Below are 17475 nucleotides of genomic sequence, written 5' to 3' on the forward strand. Positions count from 1 at the left end.
CTCACACCACAGCGTTATAGAACTGCTCGCTGCTCTTCTGCTCCACCAACGCCTGCTCGATCGCCGCCTGATGCACTTCATCCGCGTGTTCTTCACGGGCTTCCGGCAGGATGCCCAGGCGCGAGAACAGTTGCATGTCCTTGTCAGCCTGCGGGTTGGCGGTGGTCAGCAGTTTGTCACCGTAGAAAACCGAGTTGGCGCCGGCGAAGAACGCCAGGGCCTGCATCTGCTCGTTCATTGCTTCGCGACCGGCCGACAGGCGTACATGGGACTGCGGCATCAGGATGCGCGCCACGGCGAGCATACGGATGAAGTCGAATGGGTCGATGTCTTCGGCGTTTTCCAGCGGCGTACCGGCCACTTTCACCAACATGTTGATCGGCACCGATTCCGGATGCTCCGGCAGGTTGGCCAGTTGGATCAGCAAATTGGCGCGGTCGTCGAGGGACTCGCCCATGCCGAGGATGCCACCGGAGCAGATCTTCATCCCCGAATCCCGCACGTAGGCCAGGGTTTGCAGGCGCTCGCTGTAGGTGCGGGTGGTGATGATGCTGCCGTAGAACTCGGGCGATGTATCCAGGTTGTGGTTGTAATAGTCCAGGCCCGCCTGGGCCAGGGCTTCGGTCTGGTCCTGATCGAGGCGACCGAGGGTCATGCAGGTTTCCAGGCCCATGGCCTTCACGCCTTTGACCATCTGCAGCACGTAGGGCATGTCTTTGGCCGACGGGTGCTTCCAGGCGGCACCCATGCAGAAGCGGGTCGAGCCGATGGCTTTGGCGCGGGCAGCCTCTTCGAGGACCTTCTGCACTTCCATCAGCTTCTCTTTTTCCAGGCCAGTGTTGTAGTGGCCAGACTGCGGACAATATTTGCAATCTTCCGGGCAGGCGCCGGTCTTGATCGACAGCAGCGTCGACACCTGGACACGGTTGGCGTCGAAATGCGCGCGGTGCACGGTCTGCGCCTGGAACAGCAGGTCATTGAACGGCTGTACGAACAGTGCCTTGACTTCGGCGAGGGACCAATCGTGACGCAAAGTGGCGGTGGTGCTGGCGCTCATGGGCGATTCCTTGATTATGCTTTGGCAAGCGCTGCGGGAAGGGCAATACCCACAGGCACGACACGGATGCTCGGCATATTTAAGGAAGATTCATGCACTGTCAACCAGCCTACAAACACCAGGTTTACATCTGGTTAAAAAACACTCAAACCTGTTTAATCTGCGATGAGGCCACGCAATCAGCCGACTCTGTGTGCAACGTCTGCGAAACCGAGCTGCCGTGGCTGATAGAACACTGCAACCTGTGCGCCCTGCCCTTGCCGATGGAGGGGTTGATCTGCGGCCAATGCCAGAAACATCCGCCGGCCTTTAAACAGGTGATCGCGCCCTGGACCTACAGCTTTCCGGTCGACAGCCTGATCAGCCGCTTCAAGCACCAAGCGCGCTGGCCCCTGGGGCAGATGCTGGCGCGGCTGTTGGCGCAGCATATGCAACATCGCTTCGACAACACCGGACTCACACGCCCCGACTGCCTGCTGCCGGTACCCATGGCCCGCAAGCGCCTGCGTGAACGCGGCTATAACCAGGCCTTGATGCTGGCGCGCTGGCTCAGCCACGACTTGCACATTCCCTACGATGAACACCTGTTGTTACGCCCCCATGAAACCGTGGCGCAACAAGCCCTCGATGCCAAGACCCGACAACGCAACCTGCTCGGCGCTTTCGCCCTGGCGCCCGACGCACGGGTGCAAGGCCGTCACTTCGCGCTGGTGGACGACGTACTCACCACTGGCGCGACCGCCCACAGCCTGGCGCGGTTGTTGATGAATGCCGGCGCACGACAAGTCGATGTGTACTGCGTGGCCCGCACGCCCAAACCGGGCAGTTGACTTGACTCCGGCCACCCTTGCCCGCAACGTTCGGCTTATCCCATCGAAGCGTATGCCCATGTCTCTGCCAACGTCCCTCAGTCAACACATCATCCGCCGTCCCCAGCGCATTGCCTTGCTGGCGCACATCGCTGAGCAGGGCTCCATCACCCGCGCGGCAAAGAGCGCGGGCTTGAGCTACAAGGCGGCGTGGGATGCCATCGACGAGTTGAACAACTTGGCGCAAAAACCGCTGGTGGAACGTAGCGTCGGCGGCAAAGGCGGCGGCGGCGCCAAGCTGACGGCAGAAGGTGAGCGGGTGTTACGCCTTTATCAGCGCCTGCAAGTGTTGCAGGCCGAAGTACTGGGCTCGGACGAAGCCGCCAGTGATTTCAACCTGCTCGGCCGTTTGATGCTGCGCACCAGCGCGCGTAATCAACTGCATGGTCAGGTCGTCGCCATCGAGCAACAGGGTCGCAATGATCTGATCCGCCTGCAACTGGCCGGTGGGCTGACCCTGGCTGCGCAGATCACCCACGACAGCACGCAGCGACTGGAACTGGAAACCGGCGTGGAAGTGGTCGCACTGATCAAGGCCGGCTGGCTGGAGTTACTGGCACCCGAGGCCTTCGCAACAACTGGACACAATTGCATGAGCGGCATCGTCGACGCCATTCTCGACGCCGAGGACGGCCCCAGCGAAGTGCGCGTCACCCTGCCCAACGGTCAGGTTTTATGCGCCCTGGCGCAGCCCGCCACGCTCAAGGCGCTGCGCGTGACCGAAGGCAAAGCGATCCAGGTTCAATTTGCGCCGAGCAATGTGCTGCTCGGCACGCCGGTGTAAGCGGCCCGCTATTTAAACTGCAACAATTTCGTCACGCCCGCTCCTTATGGTGTCTGCAAAAACCGCAGGGAGCCTGAGATGAGCCTATTAGAAGAAAACCAAGCCACCGACCTTGAGCAGATGGTCGGCCTCACTCGCCGCCGTTTCATCGGCGCCGGTGCCCTGTGTGGCGCCGCGATGTTCCTGGGTGGCAACCTGCTGACCCGCAGCGCCCTCGCCGTCAACGCCGCCAGCGCCAGCCCGTTGCTGGGGTTCACCAGCATCGCCGCCGCCACCAGCGACGCCATCACCTTGCCGCCGGGCTACAGCGCGTCGGTGTTGATCAGTTGGGGCCAGCCGCTGAGCAAGAGCGCGCCGGCCTTCGACCCGTCCGGCAACGGCACGGCCAAGGCCCAGGAACAGCAGTTCGGCGACAACAACGACGGCATGAGCCTGTTTGCCTTCCCCGGTGATGACAACCGCGCACTGATGGCGATCAACAACGAATACACCAACTACCGCTACCTCTTCGCCCACGGCGGCGCGCCGCAATCGGCCGAAGACGTGCACAAGGCCCAGGCCAGCGAAGGCGTGTCGGTCATCGAAGTGCGGCGCAAGGGCGACACCTGGCAGTTCGTGCAGGACTCGCGTTACAACCGCCGCATCCACGGCAACTCGCCGATCCGCCTCAGTGGCCCCGCCGCCGGCCACGACTGGCTGAAAACCAGCGCCGACAAATCCGGCAAAAAAGCCCTGGGCACCTTCCAGAACTGCGCCAACGGCAAGACGCCATGGGGCACTTATCTGACGTGTGAAGAGAACTTCACCGACTGCTTCGGCAGCAGCAACCCACAACAAACCTTCGATGCCGGGCAGAAACGTTATGGCGTGGTCGCCGCCAGCAAAGACATCAACTGGCATCAGCACGACCCGCGTTTCGATATGGCCAAGAACCCCAACGAACTCAACCGCCACGGTTGGGTGGTGGAAATCGACCCGTTCGACCCGCAATCCACCCCAGCCAAACGCACCGCCCTGGGCCGCTTCAAGCACGAAAACGCTGCCCTCGCGGAAACCCGCGACGGCCGCGCCGTGGTGTACATGGGCGACGATGAGCGCGGCGAATTCATCTACAAGTTCGTCAGCCGCGACAAGATCAACCACAAGAACCCCAAGGCCAACAAAGACCTGCTCGACCACGGCACCTTGTATGTGGCGATTTTCGACGCAGGCGACGGCAACGCCGACCACCCCAAGGGCAAGGGCCAATGGGTCGAGCTGACCCACGGCAAAAACGGCATCGACGCCAGCACCGGCTTCGCCAGCCAGGCCGAAGTGCTGATCCACGCGCGCCTGGCCGCCAGTGTGGTGAAAGCCACGCGCATGGACCGCCCGGAATGGATCGTGGTCAGCCCCACCGACGGCCAGGTCTATTGCACCCTGACCAACAACGCCAAGCGCGGTGAAGAGGGCCAGCCGGTGGGCGGCCCCAACCCGCGCGAGAAAAACGTCTACGGCCAGATCCTGCGCTGGAAGGCCGACGCCGATAACCACGGCAGTATGGAATTCACTTGGGACCTGTTTGTGGTGGCCGGCAACCCAGGCGTTCACGCCGGAACACCGAAGGGCGGGTCGTCGAATATCAACCCGCAGAACATGTTCAACAGCCCCGATGGCCTGGGGTTCGACAAGGCCGGGCGCTTGTGGATCCTCACCGACGGGGACTACAGCAACGCGGGGGATTTCGCGGGAATGGGTAACAACCAGATGCTCTGCGCCGACCCTTCCACCGGGGAAATCCGCCGCTTCATGGTCGGACCGGTGGCCTGTGAAGTGACGGGCATCAGCTTCTCGCCGGATCAGAAGACGCTGTTTGTGGGGATCCAGCACCCCGGCGAAACCGGTGGTTCGACCTGGCCGGAGCATCTGCCGAATGGCAAGCCGCGCTCGTCGGTGATGGCGATTCGGCGGGATGACGGTGGGATAGTCGGCGCCTGATAAGCCCTCTTCGCGAGCAAGCCCGCTCCCACACTTGACCGAGTTCCAGCATGAGAATGCGGTCGAATGTGGGAGCGGGCTTGCTCGCGAAGGCGTCCGCACAGTCACCACCTATCACTGTTACCATACCCGGCCGGACGCGGCGCCCTGCTGCGCGCAGGAGTTCGCATGGCCCACCCGTTTGAAACACTCACGCCCGACCTGGTGCTCGACGCTGTCGAAAGCATCGGTTTCCTCAGCGATGCTCGCGTTCTGGCGCTCAACAGCTACGAAAACCGCGTCTATCAAGTGGGCATCGAAGACTCGGAACCGCTGATCGCCAAGTTCTATCGGCCGCAGCGTTGGACCAACGAGGCAATCCTCGAAGAACACCGCTTCACTTTCGAACTGGCCGAATGCGAAGTGCCGGTGGTCGCGCCACTGATCCACAACGGCGAAAGCCTGTTCGAACACGCCGGTTTCCGCTTCACCCTGTTCCCTCGCCGTGGCGGCCGTGCGCCGGAGCCGGGCAATCTCGATCAACTGTATCGCCTTGGGCAATTGCTCGGACGTTTGCATGCGGTGGGCTCCACCCGCCCGTTCGAACACCGCGAAGCCTTGGGCGTGAAGAACTTCGGTCACGACTCACTCACCACCTTGCTTGAAGGCAATTTCATCCCCAAGAGTCTGCTACCGGCCTACGAGTCCGTGGCCCGCGACCTGCTCAAGCGCGTGGAAGAGGTGTACAAAGCCACCCCGCACAAGAACATCCGCATGCACGGCGATTGCCACCCGGGAAACATGATGTGCCGTGACGAGATGTTCCATATCGTCGACCTGGACGACTGCCGCATGGGCCCGGCGGTACAGGACCTGTGGATGATGCTCGCCGGAGATCGTCAGGAATGTCTGGGACAGTTGTCGGAACTGATGGACGGCTACCAGGAATTCCATGACTTCGACCCGCGTGAACTGGCGCTGATCGAACCGTTGCGCGCCTTGCGCCTGATGCACTACAGCGCCTGGCTGGCACGGCGCTGGGACGACCCGGCGTTCCCCCACAGCTTCCCGTGGTTTGGCAGCGAGCGTTATTGGGGCGATCAGGTGTTGGCGTTGCGTGAGCAATTGGCCGCCTTGAATGAAGAGCCATTGAAGCTGTTTTGACGGACAAATATCCTTACAATCGCGCTTTGTTAGCTGCCTAAGCAAGGATTCTGCAATGCAAGCCGCCAACCCCCGCAAGGGATACATCCTGGGCCTGAGCGCCTACGTCATCTGGGGTCTGTTCCCGCTCTACTTCAAAGCCATCGCCAGCGTACCCGCCGCCGAGATCATCGTGCACCGCGTGTTGTGGTCGGCGTTGTTCGGCGGTTTGCTGTTGATGGTGTGGAAGCATCCCGGCTGGTTCCGCGAGTTGCGCGACAACCCCAAGCGCCTGGCGATCCTGGCCCTCAGTGGTTCGCTTATCGCGGGTAACTGGCTGACGTATGTGTGGTCGGTGAACACCGGACGCATGCTGGAAGCGAGCCTGGGTTACTACATCAACCCATTGGTGAATGTGGTGCTGGGGATGCTGATCCTGGGTGAACGCCTGCGCCGCTTGCAGTGGGTTGCCGTCGGGCTGGCTGCCGTGGGTGTGGCGCAACAGGTGTGGCAGGTCGGCAGCTTGCCATGGGTGTCGCTGGTGCTGGCGTTGACCTTTGGTTTCTACGGGCTGATCCGCAAGCAGGCGCCGGTCAAGGCGCTGCCGGGGCTGGTGGTGGAAACCTGGATGCTGGTGCCGATTGCAGTTGCCTGGTTGCTGTTCAACCCGACCGCCCATAGCGCGCAGATGGCGTTCTGGAGTACGTCCGAAGCCTGGTGGCTGGTGGCGGCCGGCCCGGTGACGCTGATCCCGCTGGTGTGTTTCAACGCCGCCGCACGGCATTTGCCCTACACCGCATTGGGGTTTTTGCAGTACGTCGCACCGACCCTGGTATTGCTCGAAGCCGTGCTGCTGTTCGGCGAACACTTGGCACCGAGCACGCTGACGGCCTTTGCCTTCATCTGGGCGGGCCTGGTGGTGTACAGCGTGGATATCTGGCTCAGCGCGCGCAAACGCTGATCAAATAACGTACAAACCTCTGCAAGCCACAGCGGGCGTGACTTGCAGACATCCACCCCAAGGTTATCCACAACCTGATCCCCGCCATTTGTGCACAAGCTTTTGAAATTGCTCGTTTTTTGCTCAATCAGCGAAGAGCCCCGGCCGGCGTGGCCTGGCGAGGGGTCTCTACAGGTTATCCACAGGCCCATGCAAGATTTCCATGCATAACCCTGTGGGCAGATTATTCCTCGTGATGCAGTTCCACCATCAAGTCATCGGCCAGGGTTTCCAGGGACAGCTGCAAGGTGTCCAGGGATAACGCGGTCGGCACCTGCAACAGCGCCTCGGCAGTGAACAACGGATCGCCGCTCATGGGAGCCGGGCGCACATCGGTGCTCAGGCTCTCCAGGTTCACGCCCTGCTGGCTGAGCAGCGCGGTGATCTCGCGCACAATGCCCGCACGGTCATTGCCTACCAGCGTCATCATGATCGACTTGGACGCCGAGGCCTGCCCGCTGCTGCCCTCGCCCACCAGCACGCGAATGCCATGGGTGGATAAATCCTCCAGCGCCCCGACCAATGCCTGACGGTGCTCTGCCGGCACGCTGACCCGCAGGATCCCGGCAAACTGCCCGGCCATGTGCGCCATGCGGCTTTCCAGCCAGTTGCCACCGTGGGCGGCGATATTCTGCGCGATGCGCTCGACCAGGCCGGGTTTGTCGGCAGCGATAATTGTGAGTACAAGATGGTCCATGGCAACGCCCTCTGGAATTCAATCTACAAGGTGGACCCGAAGGCCCTCGATAACAAATCGTGTACCATTTTTATATTTATCTGGAACAATCCAATAGTTTTTTGAGAACATCCGGTTCTCCGCTGTGACCGTACGACCAAAGTGGGTCGCTAAACGACGTATTTAGTCTAATTTTCACAACCGCAAGTCATCATGTAGTATGCGCAACCTGGCACTACATAATGAAAATCTAAAAAGCGCTTAAGCTGTGCAGAGTGAGGCAAGCAATGACTGAACACGTTCAAGTCGGTGGCCTGCAGGTCGCCAAAGTCCTGTTCGACTTCGTGAACAACGAAGCCATTCCCGGCACCGGCATTACTGCCGACCAGTTCTGGGCCGGTGCCGACAAGGTCATCCACGACCTGGCACCGAAGAACAAAGCCCTACTCGCCAAACGCGACGATTTCCAAGCGCGGATCGATACCTGGCACCAGACTCACGCAGGCCAGGCGCACGACCCGGTGGCCTACAAAGCCTTCCTGCAAGACATTGGATACCTGCTGCCAGAAGCCGCGGATTTCCAGGCCACGACCCAAAACGTCGATGACGAGATCGCCCGCATGGCCGGCCCGCAGCTGGTAGTGCCGGTGATGAACGCCCGCTTCGCCCTCAACGCCTCGAATGCGCGCTGGGGCTCGCTGTATGACGCGCTGTATGGCACCGACGCCATCAGCGAAGCCGACGGCGCCGAAAAGGGCCAGGGCTACAACAAAGTGCGTGGCGACAAGGTCATCGCCTTTGCCCGCGCCTTCCTCGACGAGGCCGCACCGCTCAGCGCCGGCAGCCATGTCGATTCGACCGGCTACAAGATTGTCGACGGCACGCTGATCGTCAGCCTCAAGGGCGGCAGCAACAGCGGCCTGCGCGACGACGCACAGTTGATCGGTTTCCAGGGCCCTGCGGCCGAGCCGATTGCGATCCTGCTGAAACACAACGGCCTGCACTTCGAAATCCAGATCGACGCCAGCACCCCGGTCGGCCAGACCGACGCCGCCGGCGTCAAAGACGTGCTGATGGAAGCCGCGCTGACCACCATCATGGACTGCGAAGACTCCGTCGCCGCCGTCGATGCCGATGACAAAGTGGTGATCTACCGAAACTGGCTCGGCCTGATGAAGGGCGACTTGGCCGAAGAAGTGGCCAAGGGCGGTAAGACCTTCACCCGCACCATGAACGCCGACCGCGTTTATACTGGCGTGGATGGCCAGGACGTGACGCTGCACGGTCGCTCGCTGTTGTTCGTGCGCAACGTGGGTCACCTGATGACCATCGATGCGATCCTCGACAAAGACGGCAACGAAGTGCCGGAGGGTATTCTCGACGGCCTCGTCACCAGCCTCGCCGCGACCCACAGCCTCAACGGCAATAACAGCCGCAAGAACAGCCGCACTGGCTCCGTGTACATCGTTAAGCCGAAGATGCACGGCCCGGAAGAAGCCGCGTTCACCAACGAGCTGTTCGGCCGCATCGAAGACGTGCTGAACCTGCCACGTAACACGCTGAAAGTCGGGATCATGGACGAGGAGCGCCGTACCACGGTCAACCTCAAGGCATGCATCAAGGCCGCCAGCGAGCGCGTGGTGTTCATCAACACTGGCTTCCTCGACCGTACCGGCGACGAGATCCACACCTCCATGGAAGCCGGCGCGATGGTGCGCAAGGCGGCAATGAAGGCGGAAAAATGGATCGGCGCCTACGAAAACTGGAACGTCGATATCGGTTTGAGCACCGGCCTGCAAGGTCGCGCGCAGATCGGTAAAGGCATGTGGGCCATGCCCGACCTGATGGCGGCGATGCTCGAACAGAAAATCGCCCACCCACTGGCCGGCGCCAACACCGCCTGGGTGCCGTCGCCAACGGCGGCTGCGCTGCACGCGTTGCACTACCACAAGGTGGACGTATTTGCCCGCCAGGCCGAGTTGGCCAAGCGCGAGCGTGCGTCGGTGGACGACATCCTGACCATTCCTCTGGCCAGCAACACCGATTGGTCCGACGAAGAAATCCGCAACGAACTGGACAACAACGCCCAAGGCATCCTGGGCTATGTGGTCCGTTGGATCGACCAGGGCGTCGGTTGCTCGAAAGTGCCGGACATCAATGACGTGGGCTTAATGGAAGACCGCGCCACCCTGCGCATCTCCAGCCAGCACATCGCCAACTGGCTGCGCCACGGCATCGTCAACGAAGCCCAGGTGATGGAAAGCCTCAAGCGCATGGCGCCGGTGGTGGACCGTCAAAATGCCGGGGATGCGTTGTACCGCCCACTGGCACCGGATTTCGACAGCAACATCGCGTTCCAGGCCGCGGTGGAGTTGGTGATTGAAGGGACGAAGCAGCCTAACGGCTACACCGAGCCGGTGTTGCACCGCCGGCGCCGGGAGTTCAAGGCCAAGAACGGCCTGTAAATGAAAAAGCCCTGATCACACGATCAGGGCTTTTTTTATGCACCGGAGTTTTACTGCGCCATCCCCAACTCCCGCTTCACCATTTTCGCCAACTTCACGCTATCGATCGGCTTGAGCAAAAAATCCACCACGCTCAAATGCATCGCATCGATCACGTCCGGCGCTTCGGCATCTCCCGACATGATGATGATCGGCAGCGCCGCACGGGTGGACTCACGCACTTGTCGGATCAGTTCCAGGCCGTTGCTGGGCGCCATGCGCAGGTCGGTGATCAGCAAACCGATGGAGCTGCTCGACTTCAACAAATCCCACGCCGCCTCACCACTGTCGGCGGTCATGCAGCGAATACCGTCCAGCCCCAGGATTTCCGCCAGCAGTTCGCGTGCGTCCTTGTCGTCGTCGACGATCAACACGCGTTGTGGCGGTAAATCAGGCTCCAGCATCACGGCGCTCAGCGCCTCGCGCTCGGCATCACTCAAAATATCGTGGTCGGACATACGGTTCTCAGCAGTTCTCATCAATCTCCCAGCACACTCGTCAGACATCTGCGGAAGGGCGATCAATGTGCACTTCGTCGGAAAGTTTGCCTAGTGGGCGTTCTACGGGTTTTGGACGATAGTCATGTAAGGTTTTTCCCTAGGTGTGTGCCGTTTGTATCGACCTAGACTTACGTCCAATGGGCACCCGCTGCGCAGGAGTCGACCATGAGGGACGATAACGACAAAAAAACTGCGGTCATTGTTATGAGTAAAGCTGATGCCTTCGCCCAGGCGGGGAAAACTGCTGTGTTGCAAAATATCCACGGCACCCTGCAATTCCTGCAACGCTTCCCGCCGTTCAACCAGATGGAAAACGCTCACCTGGCGTTTTTGGTGGAACAGTGCCAGTTACGCTTCTATGGCCCCGGCGACAGCATCCTCAAACCCTCGGGCGGGCCGGTGGAGCACTTTTATATCGTCAAGCAGGGCCGGGTGGTCGGTGAACGACCGGACAGCGCCGAAACCACGTTTGAAATCACCACCGGCGAGTGCTTCCCCCTGGCCGCGTTGCTGGGCGAACGGGCGACGCGCACCGAGCACAAGGCCGCCGAAGACACCTTCTGCCTGCAACTGAACAAACCGGCGTTCATCAAGCTGTTTGCACTCTCCAGCCCGTTTCGCGATTTTGCCCTGCGCGGCGTCAGCAGCCTGTTGGACCAGGTCAATCAGCAAGTGCAGCAAAAAGCCGTGGAAACCCTCGGCACTCAGTACTCCCTGAACACGCGGCTCGGTGAATTGGCCATGCGCCACCCCGTCACGTGCAGCCCCGCCACGCCGCTGCGCGAAGCCGTCACGCTGATGCATGAGCAACAGGTTGGCAGCATCGTGATCGTCGATGAACACAAGGCGCCCCTGGGGATTTTCACCCTGCGCGACCTGCGTCAGGTGGTGGCCGATGGCACCAGCGATTTCAGCCAGGCCATCGAAGGGCATATGACCCAGGCGCCCTTCTTCCTGACCCCGGACCACAGCGCCTTCGACGCCGCGATCGCCATGACCGAGCGGCATATTGCCCACGTCTGCCTGGTCAAGGACCAGCGCCTGTGCGGCGTGGTGTCCGAGCGCGATCTGTTTTCCCTGCAACGGGTGGACCTGGTGCACCTGGCGCGCACCATCCGCAATGCGCCGAGGGTGGACAACCTGGTGGCGATTCGCGGCGAGATCGGCCAGTTGGTCGAACGCATGCTGGCCCATGGTGCCTCGTCCACCCAGATCACCCACATCATTACGCTGCTCAACGATCACACCGTGTGCCGGGTGATCGAGCTGACCCTGGCCGAAAAAGGCGACCCCGGCGTGCCCTTCAGTTGGTTGTGCTTTGGCAGCGAAGGCCGCCGCGAGCAGACGCTGTACACCGACCAGGACAACGGCATCCTGTTTGATGCCAAGGACGCGGCCGAAGCCGCGGCGATCCGAGGCCGGTTGTTGCCGCTGGCGCAGCAGATCAACCAGAGCCTGGCGCTGTGCGGGTTCAGCCTGTGCAAAGGCAACATCATGGCCGGCAACCCGGAGCTGTGCCTGTCGCGGGCGGAATGGGCGCGGCGGTTTGCGGCGTTTATCCGCGAGGCCACGCCAGAGAATCTGCTGGGCTCCAGCATCTATTTCGATCTTCGGGTGGTGTGGGGCGATGAACGTGGCTGCGAGCAATTGCGCCAAGGCATTCTCGACCATGTGGCAGACAACCGGTTGTTCCAACGCATGCTGGCCGAAAACGCGTTGCGTCAGCGGCCGCCCGTAGGACGTTTCCGCGAATTTGTACTCACGCGTAAAGGCGGCGAAAAAGCCACGCTCGACCTCAAGGTGCAGGGCCTGACCCCTTTTGTCGACGGCGCGCGCCTGTTGGCGCTGGCCAATGGCATCCACGCCAACAATACTCTGGAGCGCCTGCGCCAACTGGTGGTCAAGGAGGTGATCGAGCCCCTGGACGGCGCGGCCTATGAAGAGGCCTACCACTTTATTCAGCAGACCCGCATGCAGCAGCACCAACTGCAAACCCGCGAGAATCAGCCGTATTCCAACCGTGTCGACCCGGACAGCCTCAATCATCTGGACCGGCGCATCCTGCGTGAATCCCTGCGCCAGGCCCAGCGCCTGCAAAGCAGCCTGACATTGCGGTATCAGCTGTGAGCTTGTTCAACTGGCTGCGTAAGAAAACGCCCGGGCTCGACAGCGCGCAACAACAGCGCCTGGCACAACTGCGCAAACCCACGCCGCTGGGCGACGTCCCCTTGCGCAACCAGCGCTGGGTGGTGGTGGACCTGGAAACCAGCGGCCTCAACCTTAACCGTGACCAGGTGCTGTCGATTGGCGCGGTGGTGATCGAAGATGGCGCGGTGGATTTCTCGCAACTGTTCGAACGCACGCTGCAACGGACCGAAACCAAACTCAGCCCCAGCGTGTTGATCCACGGCCTCGGCCCCAGTGCGATTGCCGCCGGCAGCGATCCGGTCGACGCGTTACTGGACTTCATGGACTTTGTGGGCGACAGCCCATTGCTGGCCTTCCATGCGCCGTTCGATCAACACATGCTGTGCCGGGCGCTCAAGGACAGCCTGGGTTATCGCCTGGCCCATCCATTTCTCGATGTTGCAGACATCGCCCCGCTGCTGTGCCCGGATGCGCATATTCGCGAAGCCGGGTTGGACGATTGGATCAACCACTTCCACCTGCATGTGGGAGAGCGCCACCACGCCAGCGCCGACGCGCTGGCCACGGCGGAGCTGATGCTGATCCTGTTCAGCCGCGCGCGCCAGCAACACATCGACACGCCACAGGCGCTGCAAGAGCGTTTGAGCCAATGGAGACGGCGTCAACACGCGCCATCGTTTTAGTGTCATCTCCCGACAGACGCCAATTGCGCCCACTCCACGGCTCTGACACAATCGCGAATAATTCTCGTTAGTTTAAACATCGCGTTTACCAGGTGATGCCTTGTCGTCGATCCAGAACCCACACAGTGAGCTTGTTGGCGCGTTGTATCGCGACCATCGTGGCTGGCTGTTGGCCTGGCTTCGACGCAACGTGGCCTGCCCAAGCCGCGCCGAAGACCTGAGCCAGGACACCTTCATGCGCCTGCTCGGCCGTGATGAGTTGCGTGAACCCCGCGAACCAAGGGCGTTCCTGGTGGCAATCGCCAAGGGCTTGTTGTTCGACTACTTCCGTCGCGCGGCCCTGGAACAGGCCTACCTCACCGAACTGATGCTGATCCCGGAAAGCGAACACCCGTCGCCGGAAGAACAGCAACTGATCCTCGAAGACCTCAAGGCCATCGACCGCCTGCTCGGCAAGCTGTCGAGCAAGGCCCGCGCCGCCTTCCTCTATAACCGCCTCGACGGCATGGGCCACACCGAAATCGCCCAGCGCCTCGGCGTGTCGGTGCCCCGCGTGCGCCAGTACCTGGCCCAGGGCATTCGCCAGTGCTACATCGCGCTGTATGGCGAGCCGCTGTGACGGTGATCAGCTCCAAACCCGTCTCGGCCCGCGTGCTGGATGCGGCGATTGCGTGGCAGTTGTCTCTCGATTCGGGCGACGGCAGCGTAATTGAGCGTGAAGAATTCGATAAATGGCTGGCCAGCGATGAAGAACACGCCCGCGCCTGGCGCCAGTTGGGCATGCTCGACCAGCGTTTCAGCGTAGCCTCGGGCCCGGCGCGGGCGGCGTTGCTGCAATCGCGTGAAGGCATTCGCCAGCGCGTGCGCAAGCTGGGCAGTGGCCTTGCAAGCATCGCGCTGGTGATTGGCCTGGCGCTGTTTGCCGGTGAACGCTATGTGCCGATCCATTATTGGTTGGCCGACCAACGCACCGCCACCGGCGAGCAGCGCACGTTGAAGCTGGCGGACGGCACGTTGATCAACCTCAACACCCACAGCGCTATCGACGTACGTTTTGATGAAAAACGCCGGCTGATCGTGTTGCAGGAAGGCGAAATCCTGGTCGAGACCGGCCACAACGACGCGCGGCCATTCTATGTGCAAACCCGCGACGGCAGCCTGCGGGCGCTGGGTACGCGGTTTATCGTCAGGCGCGAAGACGACGCTACGCGCCTGAGCGTGTTGCAATCGGCCGTGGCCGCCCAGCCCGAAGCGCTGAATCAGGAACAGATCTTCAAGGAAGGCCAGCAAGTGCTGATGCGCAGCGATGGCCTCGGCCCGGCACTTACCGTCACACCCGCCACCGACGCCTGGACCCGCGGCATGCTGGTGGTCGATAACGCGCGCCTGGGCGATGTGGTTGCGGAGCTCAGCCGTTACCGCACCGGTTACCTGGGGGTGGATAAAAACGTCGCTGACCTGCGCATCACTGGCAGCTTCCCGCTGCACGACACCACACTGGCGCTCAACGCGCTGTTGCCGACGCTGCCGGTGCAGATCGAGCAGCACACGCCGTGGTGGGTGACCGTGACCGGCAAGGCACCCACGGCCAAATAAAAAATATTTTCATCCTGCCCTATCACTTTTCGATTCTCGTTCGGCACCTAGGCAATTGCGAAATATTTCCATTCAGGAGCCGCCCTATGTCCCGCACGCTAGACACCTTGTTGCGCCCCAGCCTGTTAGCCGTGGCGATTGCCCTCAGCGCCCCGCTGGCCAGCACTTCGCTGATTGCTGCGGAACAGGCGTCCAGCGTGCGCACCTACAATCTGCCGGCGGCCCCCCTGGCCACCACCCTGAACCAGATCGCCAGCCAGGGCGGCCTGGCGCTGACCCTCAGCCCGGCCTTGGCGTCGGGCAAGACCTCGGCGCCGGTCAAGGGCCAGTTCGATGCGCCGGGTGCGCTGCGTGAAGCGTTGCGTGGTACCGGGTTGCAGTTGGAACAGAGCAGTGCGGGGACCTACACCCTGGTGGCGATTCCAGAAGGCCTCGTGGCGTTGCCGACCACCAACATCACCGGCCAGGACAGCTATGAAAGCGCCTGGGGCCCGGTCGACGGCTACCTGGCCAAACGCACCGCCGCAGGCACCAAGACCGACACCGCACTGGTCGAGGCGCCGCGTTCGATCTCGGTGGCCACCCGCGAGCAGATGCAAGACCGCAACGTGCAGAACCTGGATGACGCGGTGAAATACATGCCGGGCATCGTGTCCGCCAGCTACGGCAGCGACACCCGCTACGACTGGATGCGTGTACGTGGCTTCGAACCCACCCAGTTCCTCGACGGCCTGCCGCTGCCACGTGGCGTCTACGCCAACCCGAAAGCCGAGACCTGGAACCTCGACCGCCTCGCCCTGCTGCGCGGCCCGGCCTCGTCGGTGTACGGCCAGACCCCGCCGGGCGGCCTGTTGGACATGGTCAGCCGCCGTCCCAGCGAGGAGTCGAGCCACGCCATCCAGGTGCAATACGGCAGCGATAACTACCGTCAGATCAACTTCGCCAGCACCGGCAAGATCGACGATGACGGCCAGTTCCTCTACGGCCTCAGCGGCGTGGTGCGCGATGCCGGCACCCAGGTCGACCACATCGACAACAAGCGCTACAACCTTGCGCCAAGCCTGACGTGGAACATCGATCCGGATACCAAGCTGACCTTCCTGTCGCAGTTCACGCGGGACGATACGGGCACGACCAGCCAGTTCATGCCGATCCAGGGCACCAAGATCAAGTCGCCGCTGGGTGACGTTTCCCACCACAAGAACCTGGGCGACCCGGACTACGAGTTCTACGATCGCACCTACTATGCGCTGGGCTATGCGTTCGAACACCGTTTCAACGACACCTGGCAGTTCAAGCAGAACCTGCGCTACACCAAGTCGGAACTGGACTTCCGGCAGTTGACCGTGGGCTCTTATGCATTTTCCCCGGCAAATGCGGCGGGCGATATCAGCCGCTCGACCACCAACGTCAACGAAAGCATTGGCCAGTTCGCGGTGGATAATAATTTCCAGGCGGACTTCGCCACGGGCGACGTTATCCACACCCTGCTGCTGGGCCTGGATCACCAACGCACCGACACGTCCTACCGTGCGATTTACGGGACCGCGTCAAACATCAACATCTTCAACCCGATCAACACCACGCCGACGCTGCGCCCAACCGGCGTGCGGCCTTTCTACGACTACAACCAGAAAACCGTGCAGACCGGCCTCTACGTGCAGGACCAGATGGCCTTGGACAAATGGCGCCTGACCCTGGGTGGGCGTGAAGACTGGGTGCATCAGGGCACCACGTACTTCAACGATAACGACGCGACCAACACTGACCGCATCAAGCATTTCAGCGGCAACGCGGCGCTGAGCTACGTGTTCGACTCGGGCTTCGTACCGTACTTGTCCTACGCCGAGTCCTTCCAGCCGGCGAGCAACGCCGATACCAATGCCACCAAGACCTTCAAACCGACGGAAGGCAAGCAGTGGGAAATGGGCGTCAAGTATCAGCCGCCCGGCTCCAACACTTTGCTGAGCGCAGCGGTGTACGACCTGACCCAGAAAAACGTGCAGGTCACGACGCTCGGCGCAGGGGGCCAGCAAATCAACAGCCAGACCGGCGAAGTGAAGGTCAAGGGCCTGGAACTGGAAGCTGTGTCTGACGTGACCGAAAACCTCAAGGTCATCGCCGCCTACACCTTGGCCAAATCCGAGGTGCAAAAGGGCATCTACAAAGGCAACCGCCTGACGTTGATGCCTAACCAGCAAGCCTCGCTGTGGACTGACTACACGTGGCACACTGGCCCGCTCGATGGCTTCGGCATCGGCTTCGGCGCGCGCTACACCGGCAACACCTACGGCGACCAGGCCAACACCTGGCTCGGCAAGGCCAACGCCTATACCGTGTTCGACGGTTCGGTGCATTACGACCTGGGCCGCCTGGACAACAGCCTCAAAGGCGCATCGGTCAAGTTGAATGCCACCAACCTGTTCAACAAGGACTACCTGTCGACCTGCGATGGCAACTACTGCTACTTCGGCGACCAACGCAGCGTCGTCGCCAGCGCCACCTACCAGTGGTAATCGGCTGAGTTAACCCCAGGCCGCCCCCGTGGGCGGCTTTGGT

14 protein-coding genes are annotated in these 17475 nt (G+C 61.6%); 11 read left to right on the forward strand and 3 right to left on the reverse strand.

What is annotated here, in order from left to right:
* Nucleotide 1: 1 nt before the first annotated feature.
* Nucleotides 2-1057 (reverse strand): biotin synthase BioB, encoded by a 1056-nt coding sequence (bioB, locus tag ACP7EW_RS15630; RefSeq protein ID WP_426218193.1) that lies wholly within the window; start codon nt 1055-1057, stop codon nt 2-4.
* A gap of 92 nt (nt 1058-1149) precedes the next feature.
* Here bioB and ACP7EW_RS15635 point away from each other — a divergent pair, with 92 nt between their 5' ends.
* The 5 genes from ACP7EW_RS15635 to rarD all read left to right on the forward strand — a co-directional run bounded on the left by ACP7EW_RS15635 (nt 1150) and on the right by rarD (nt 6770).
* A complete protein-coding gene (locus ACP7EW_RS15635) occupies nt 1150-1887 on the forward strand; it encodes a ComF family protein (protein WP_061434385.1) in 738 nt (245 codons plus the stop codon).
* A 58-nt stretch (nt 1888-1945) separates the two neighbouring features.
* Nucleotides 1946-2710, forward strand: a complete 765-nt coding sequence (locus ACP7EW_RS15640) for a TOBE domain-containing protein (protein ID WP_426218196.1) — start codon at nt 1946-1948, stop codon at nt 2708-2710.
* 78 nt (nt 2711-2788) lie between these two features.
* Nucleotides 2789-4687 (forward strand): PhoX family protein, encoded by a 1899-nt coding sequence (locus ACP7EW_RS15645; RefSeq protein ID WP_426218198.1) that lies wholly within the window; start codon nt 2789-2791, stop codon nt 4685-4687.
* 168 nt (nt 4688-4855) lie between these two features.
* The gene (locus tag ACP7EW_RS15650; protein ID WP_016977838.1) at nt 4856-5830 is read left to right on the forward strand and encodes a serine/threonine protein kinase; all 975 of its coding nucleotides are present in this window, start codon (nt 4856-4858) and stop codon (nt 5828-5830) included.
* Nucleotides 5831-5885: 55 nt separating this feature from the next.
* Nucleotides 5886-6770: an EamA family transporter RarD gene (rarD, locus tag ACP7EW_RS15655; RefSeq protein WP_010207032.1), complete on the forward strand. Its 885-nt coding sequence runs from the start codon at nt 5886-5888 to the stop codon at nt 6768-6770.
* 223 nt (nt 6771-6993) lie between these two features.
* On the opposite strand, the gene ACP7EW_RS15660 is transcribed toward rarD, so the two are convergent.
* Complete coding sequence (locus ACP7EW_RS15660; RefSeq protein WP_426218200.1) at nt 6994-7506, reverse strand: glycine cleavage system protein R; 513 nt, start codon at nt 7504-7506, stop codon at nt 6994-6996.
* 266 nt (nt 7507-7772) lie between these two features.
* On the opposite strand from ACP7EW_RS15660, the gene ACP7EW_RS15665 reads away from it, so the two are divergent.
* Nucleotides 7773-9950 (forward strand): malate synthase G, encoded by a 2178-nt coding sequence (locus ACP7EW_RS15665; RefSeq protein ID WP_426218202.1) that lies wholly within the window; start codon nt 7773-7775, stop codon nt 9948-9950.
* Nucleotides 9951-10000: 50 nt separating this feature from the next.
* On the opposite strand, the gene ACP7EW_RS15670 is transcribed toward ACP7EW_RS15665, so the two are convergent.
* Entirely contained in the window at nt 10001-10447 is a 447-nt protein-coding gene (locus ACP7EW_RS15670; RefSeq protein ID WP_025857000.1) for a response regulator, read from the reverse strand.
* Between the two features lie 246 nt (nt 10448-10693).
* On the opposite strand from ACP7EW_RS15670, the gene ACP7EW_RS15675 reads away from it, so the two are divergent.
* The 5 genes from ACP7EW_RS15675 (at nt 10694) to ACP7EW_RS15695 (ending at nt 17432) form a co-directional block, all read left to right on the forward strand.
* Nucleotides 10694-12616 (forward strand): putative nucleotidyltransferase substrate binding domain-containing protein, encoded by a 1923-nt coding sequence (locus tag ACP7EW_RS15675; RefSeq protein WP_426218204.1) that lies wholly within the window; start codon nt 10694-10696, stop codon nt 12614-12616.
* Nucleotides 12613-13320, forward strand: a complete 708-nt coding sequence (locus ACP7EW_RS15680; protein WP_426218206.1) for a 3'-5' exonuclease — start codon at nt 12613-12615, stop codon at nt 13318-13320. The genes ACP7EW_RS15675 and ACP7EW_RS15680 overlap by 4 nt, the downstream gene beginning before the upstream one ends.
* 100 nt (nt 13321-13420) lie before the next feature.
* Nucleotides 13421-13939: an RNA polymerase sigma factor gene (locus ACP7EW_RS15685; RefSeq protein WP_426218208.1), complete on the forward strand. Its 519-nt coding sequence runs from the start codon at nt 13421-13423 to the stop codon at nt 13937-13939.
* Nucleotides 13936-14916 carry a FecR domain-containing protein gene (locus ACP7EW_RS15690; protein WP_426218209.1) on the forward strand — a complete coding sequence of 327 codons (981 nt, stop codon included), beginning with the start codon at nt 13936-13938 and terminating at the stop codon, nt 14914-14916. Before ACP7EW_RS15685 ends, ACP7EW_RS15690 begins: the two co-directional genes overlap by 4 nt.
* Before the next feature lie 86 nt (nt 14917-15002).
* The gene (locus ACP7EW_RS15695; RefSeq protein ID WP_426218212.1) at nt 15003-17432 is read left to right on the forward strand and encodes a TonB-dependent siderophore receptor; all 2430 of its coding nucleotides are present in this window, start codon (nt 15003-15005) and stop codon (nt 17430-17432) included.
* The last annotated feature ends 43 nt before the right edge of the window (nt 17433-17475 follow it).

The organism is Pseudomonas sp. DWRC2-2 (assembly GCF_049897885.1).
GTDB classification, from domain to species: domain Bacteria; phylum Pseudomonadota; class Gammaproteobacteria; order Pseudomonadales; family Pseudomonadaceae; genus Aquipseudomonas; species Aquipseudomonas azotoformans_A.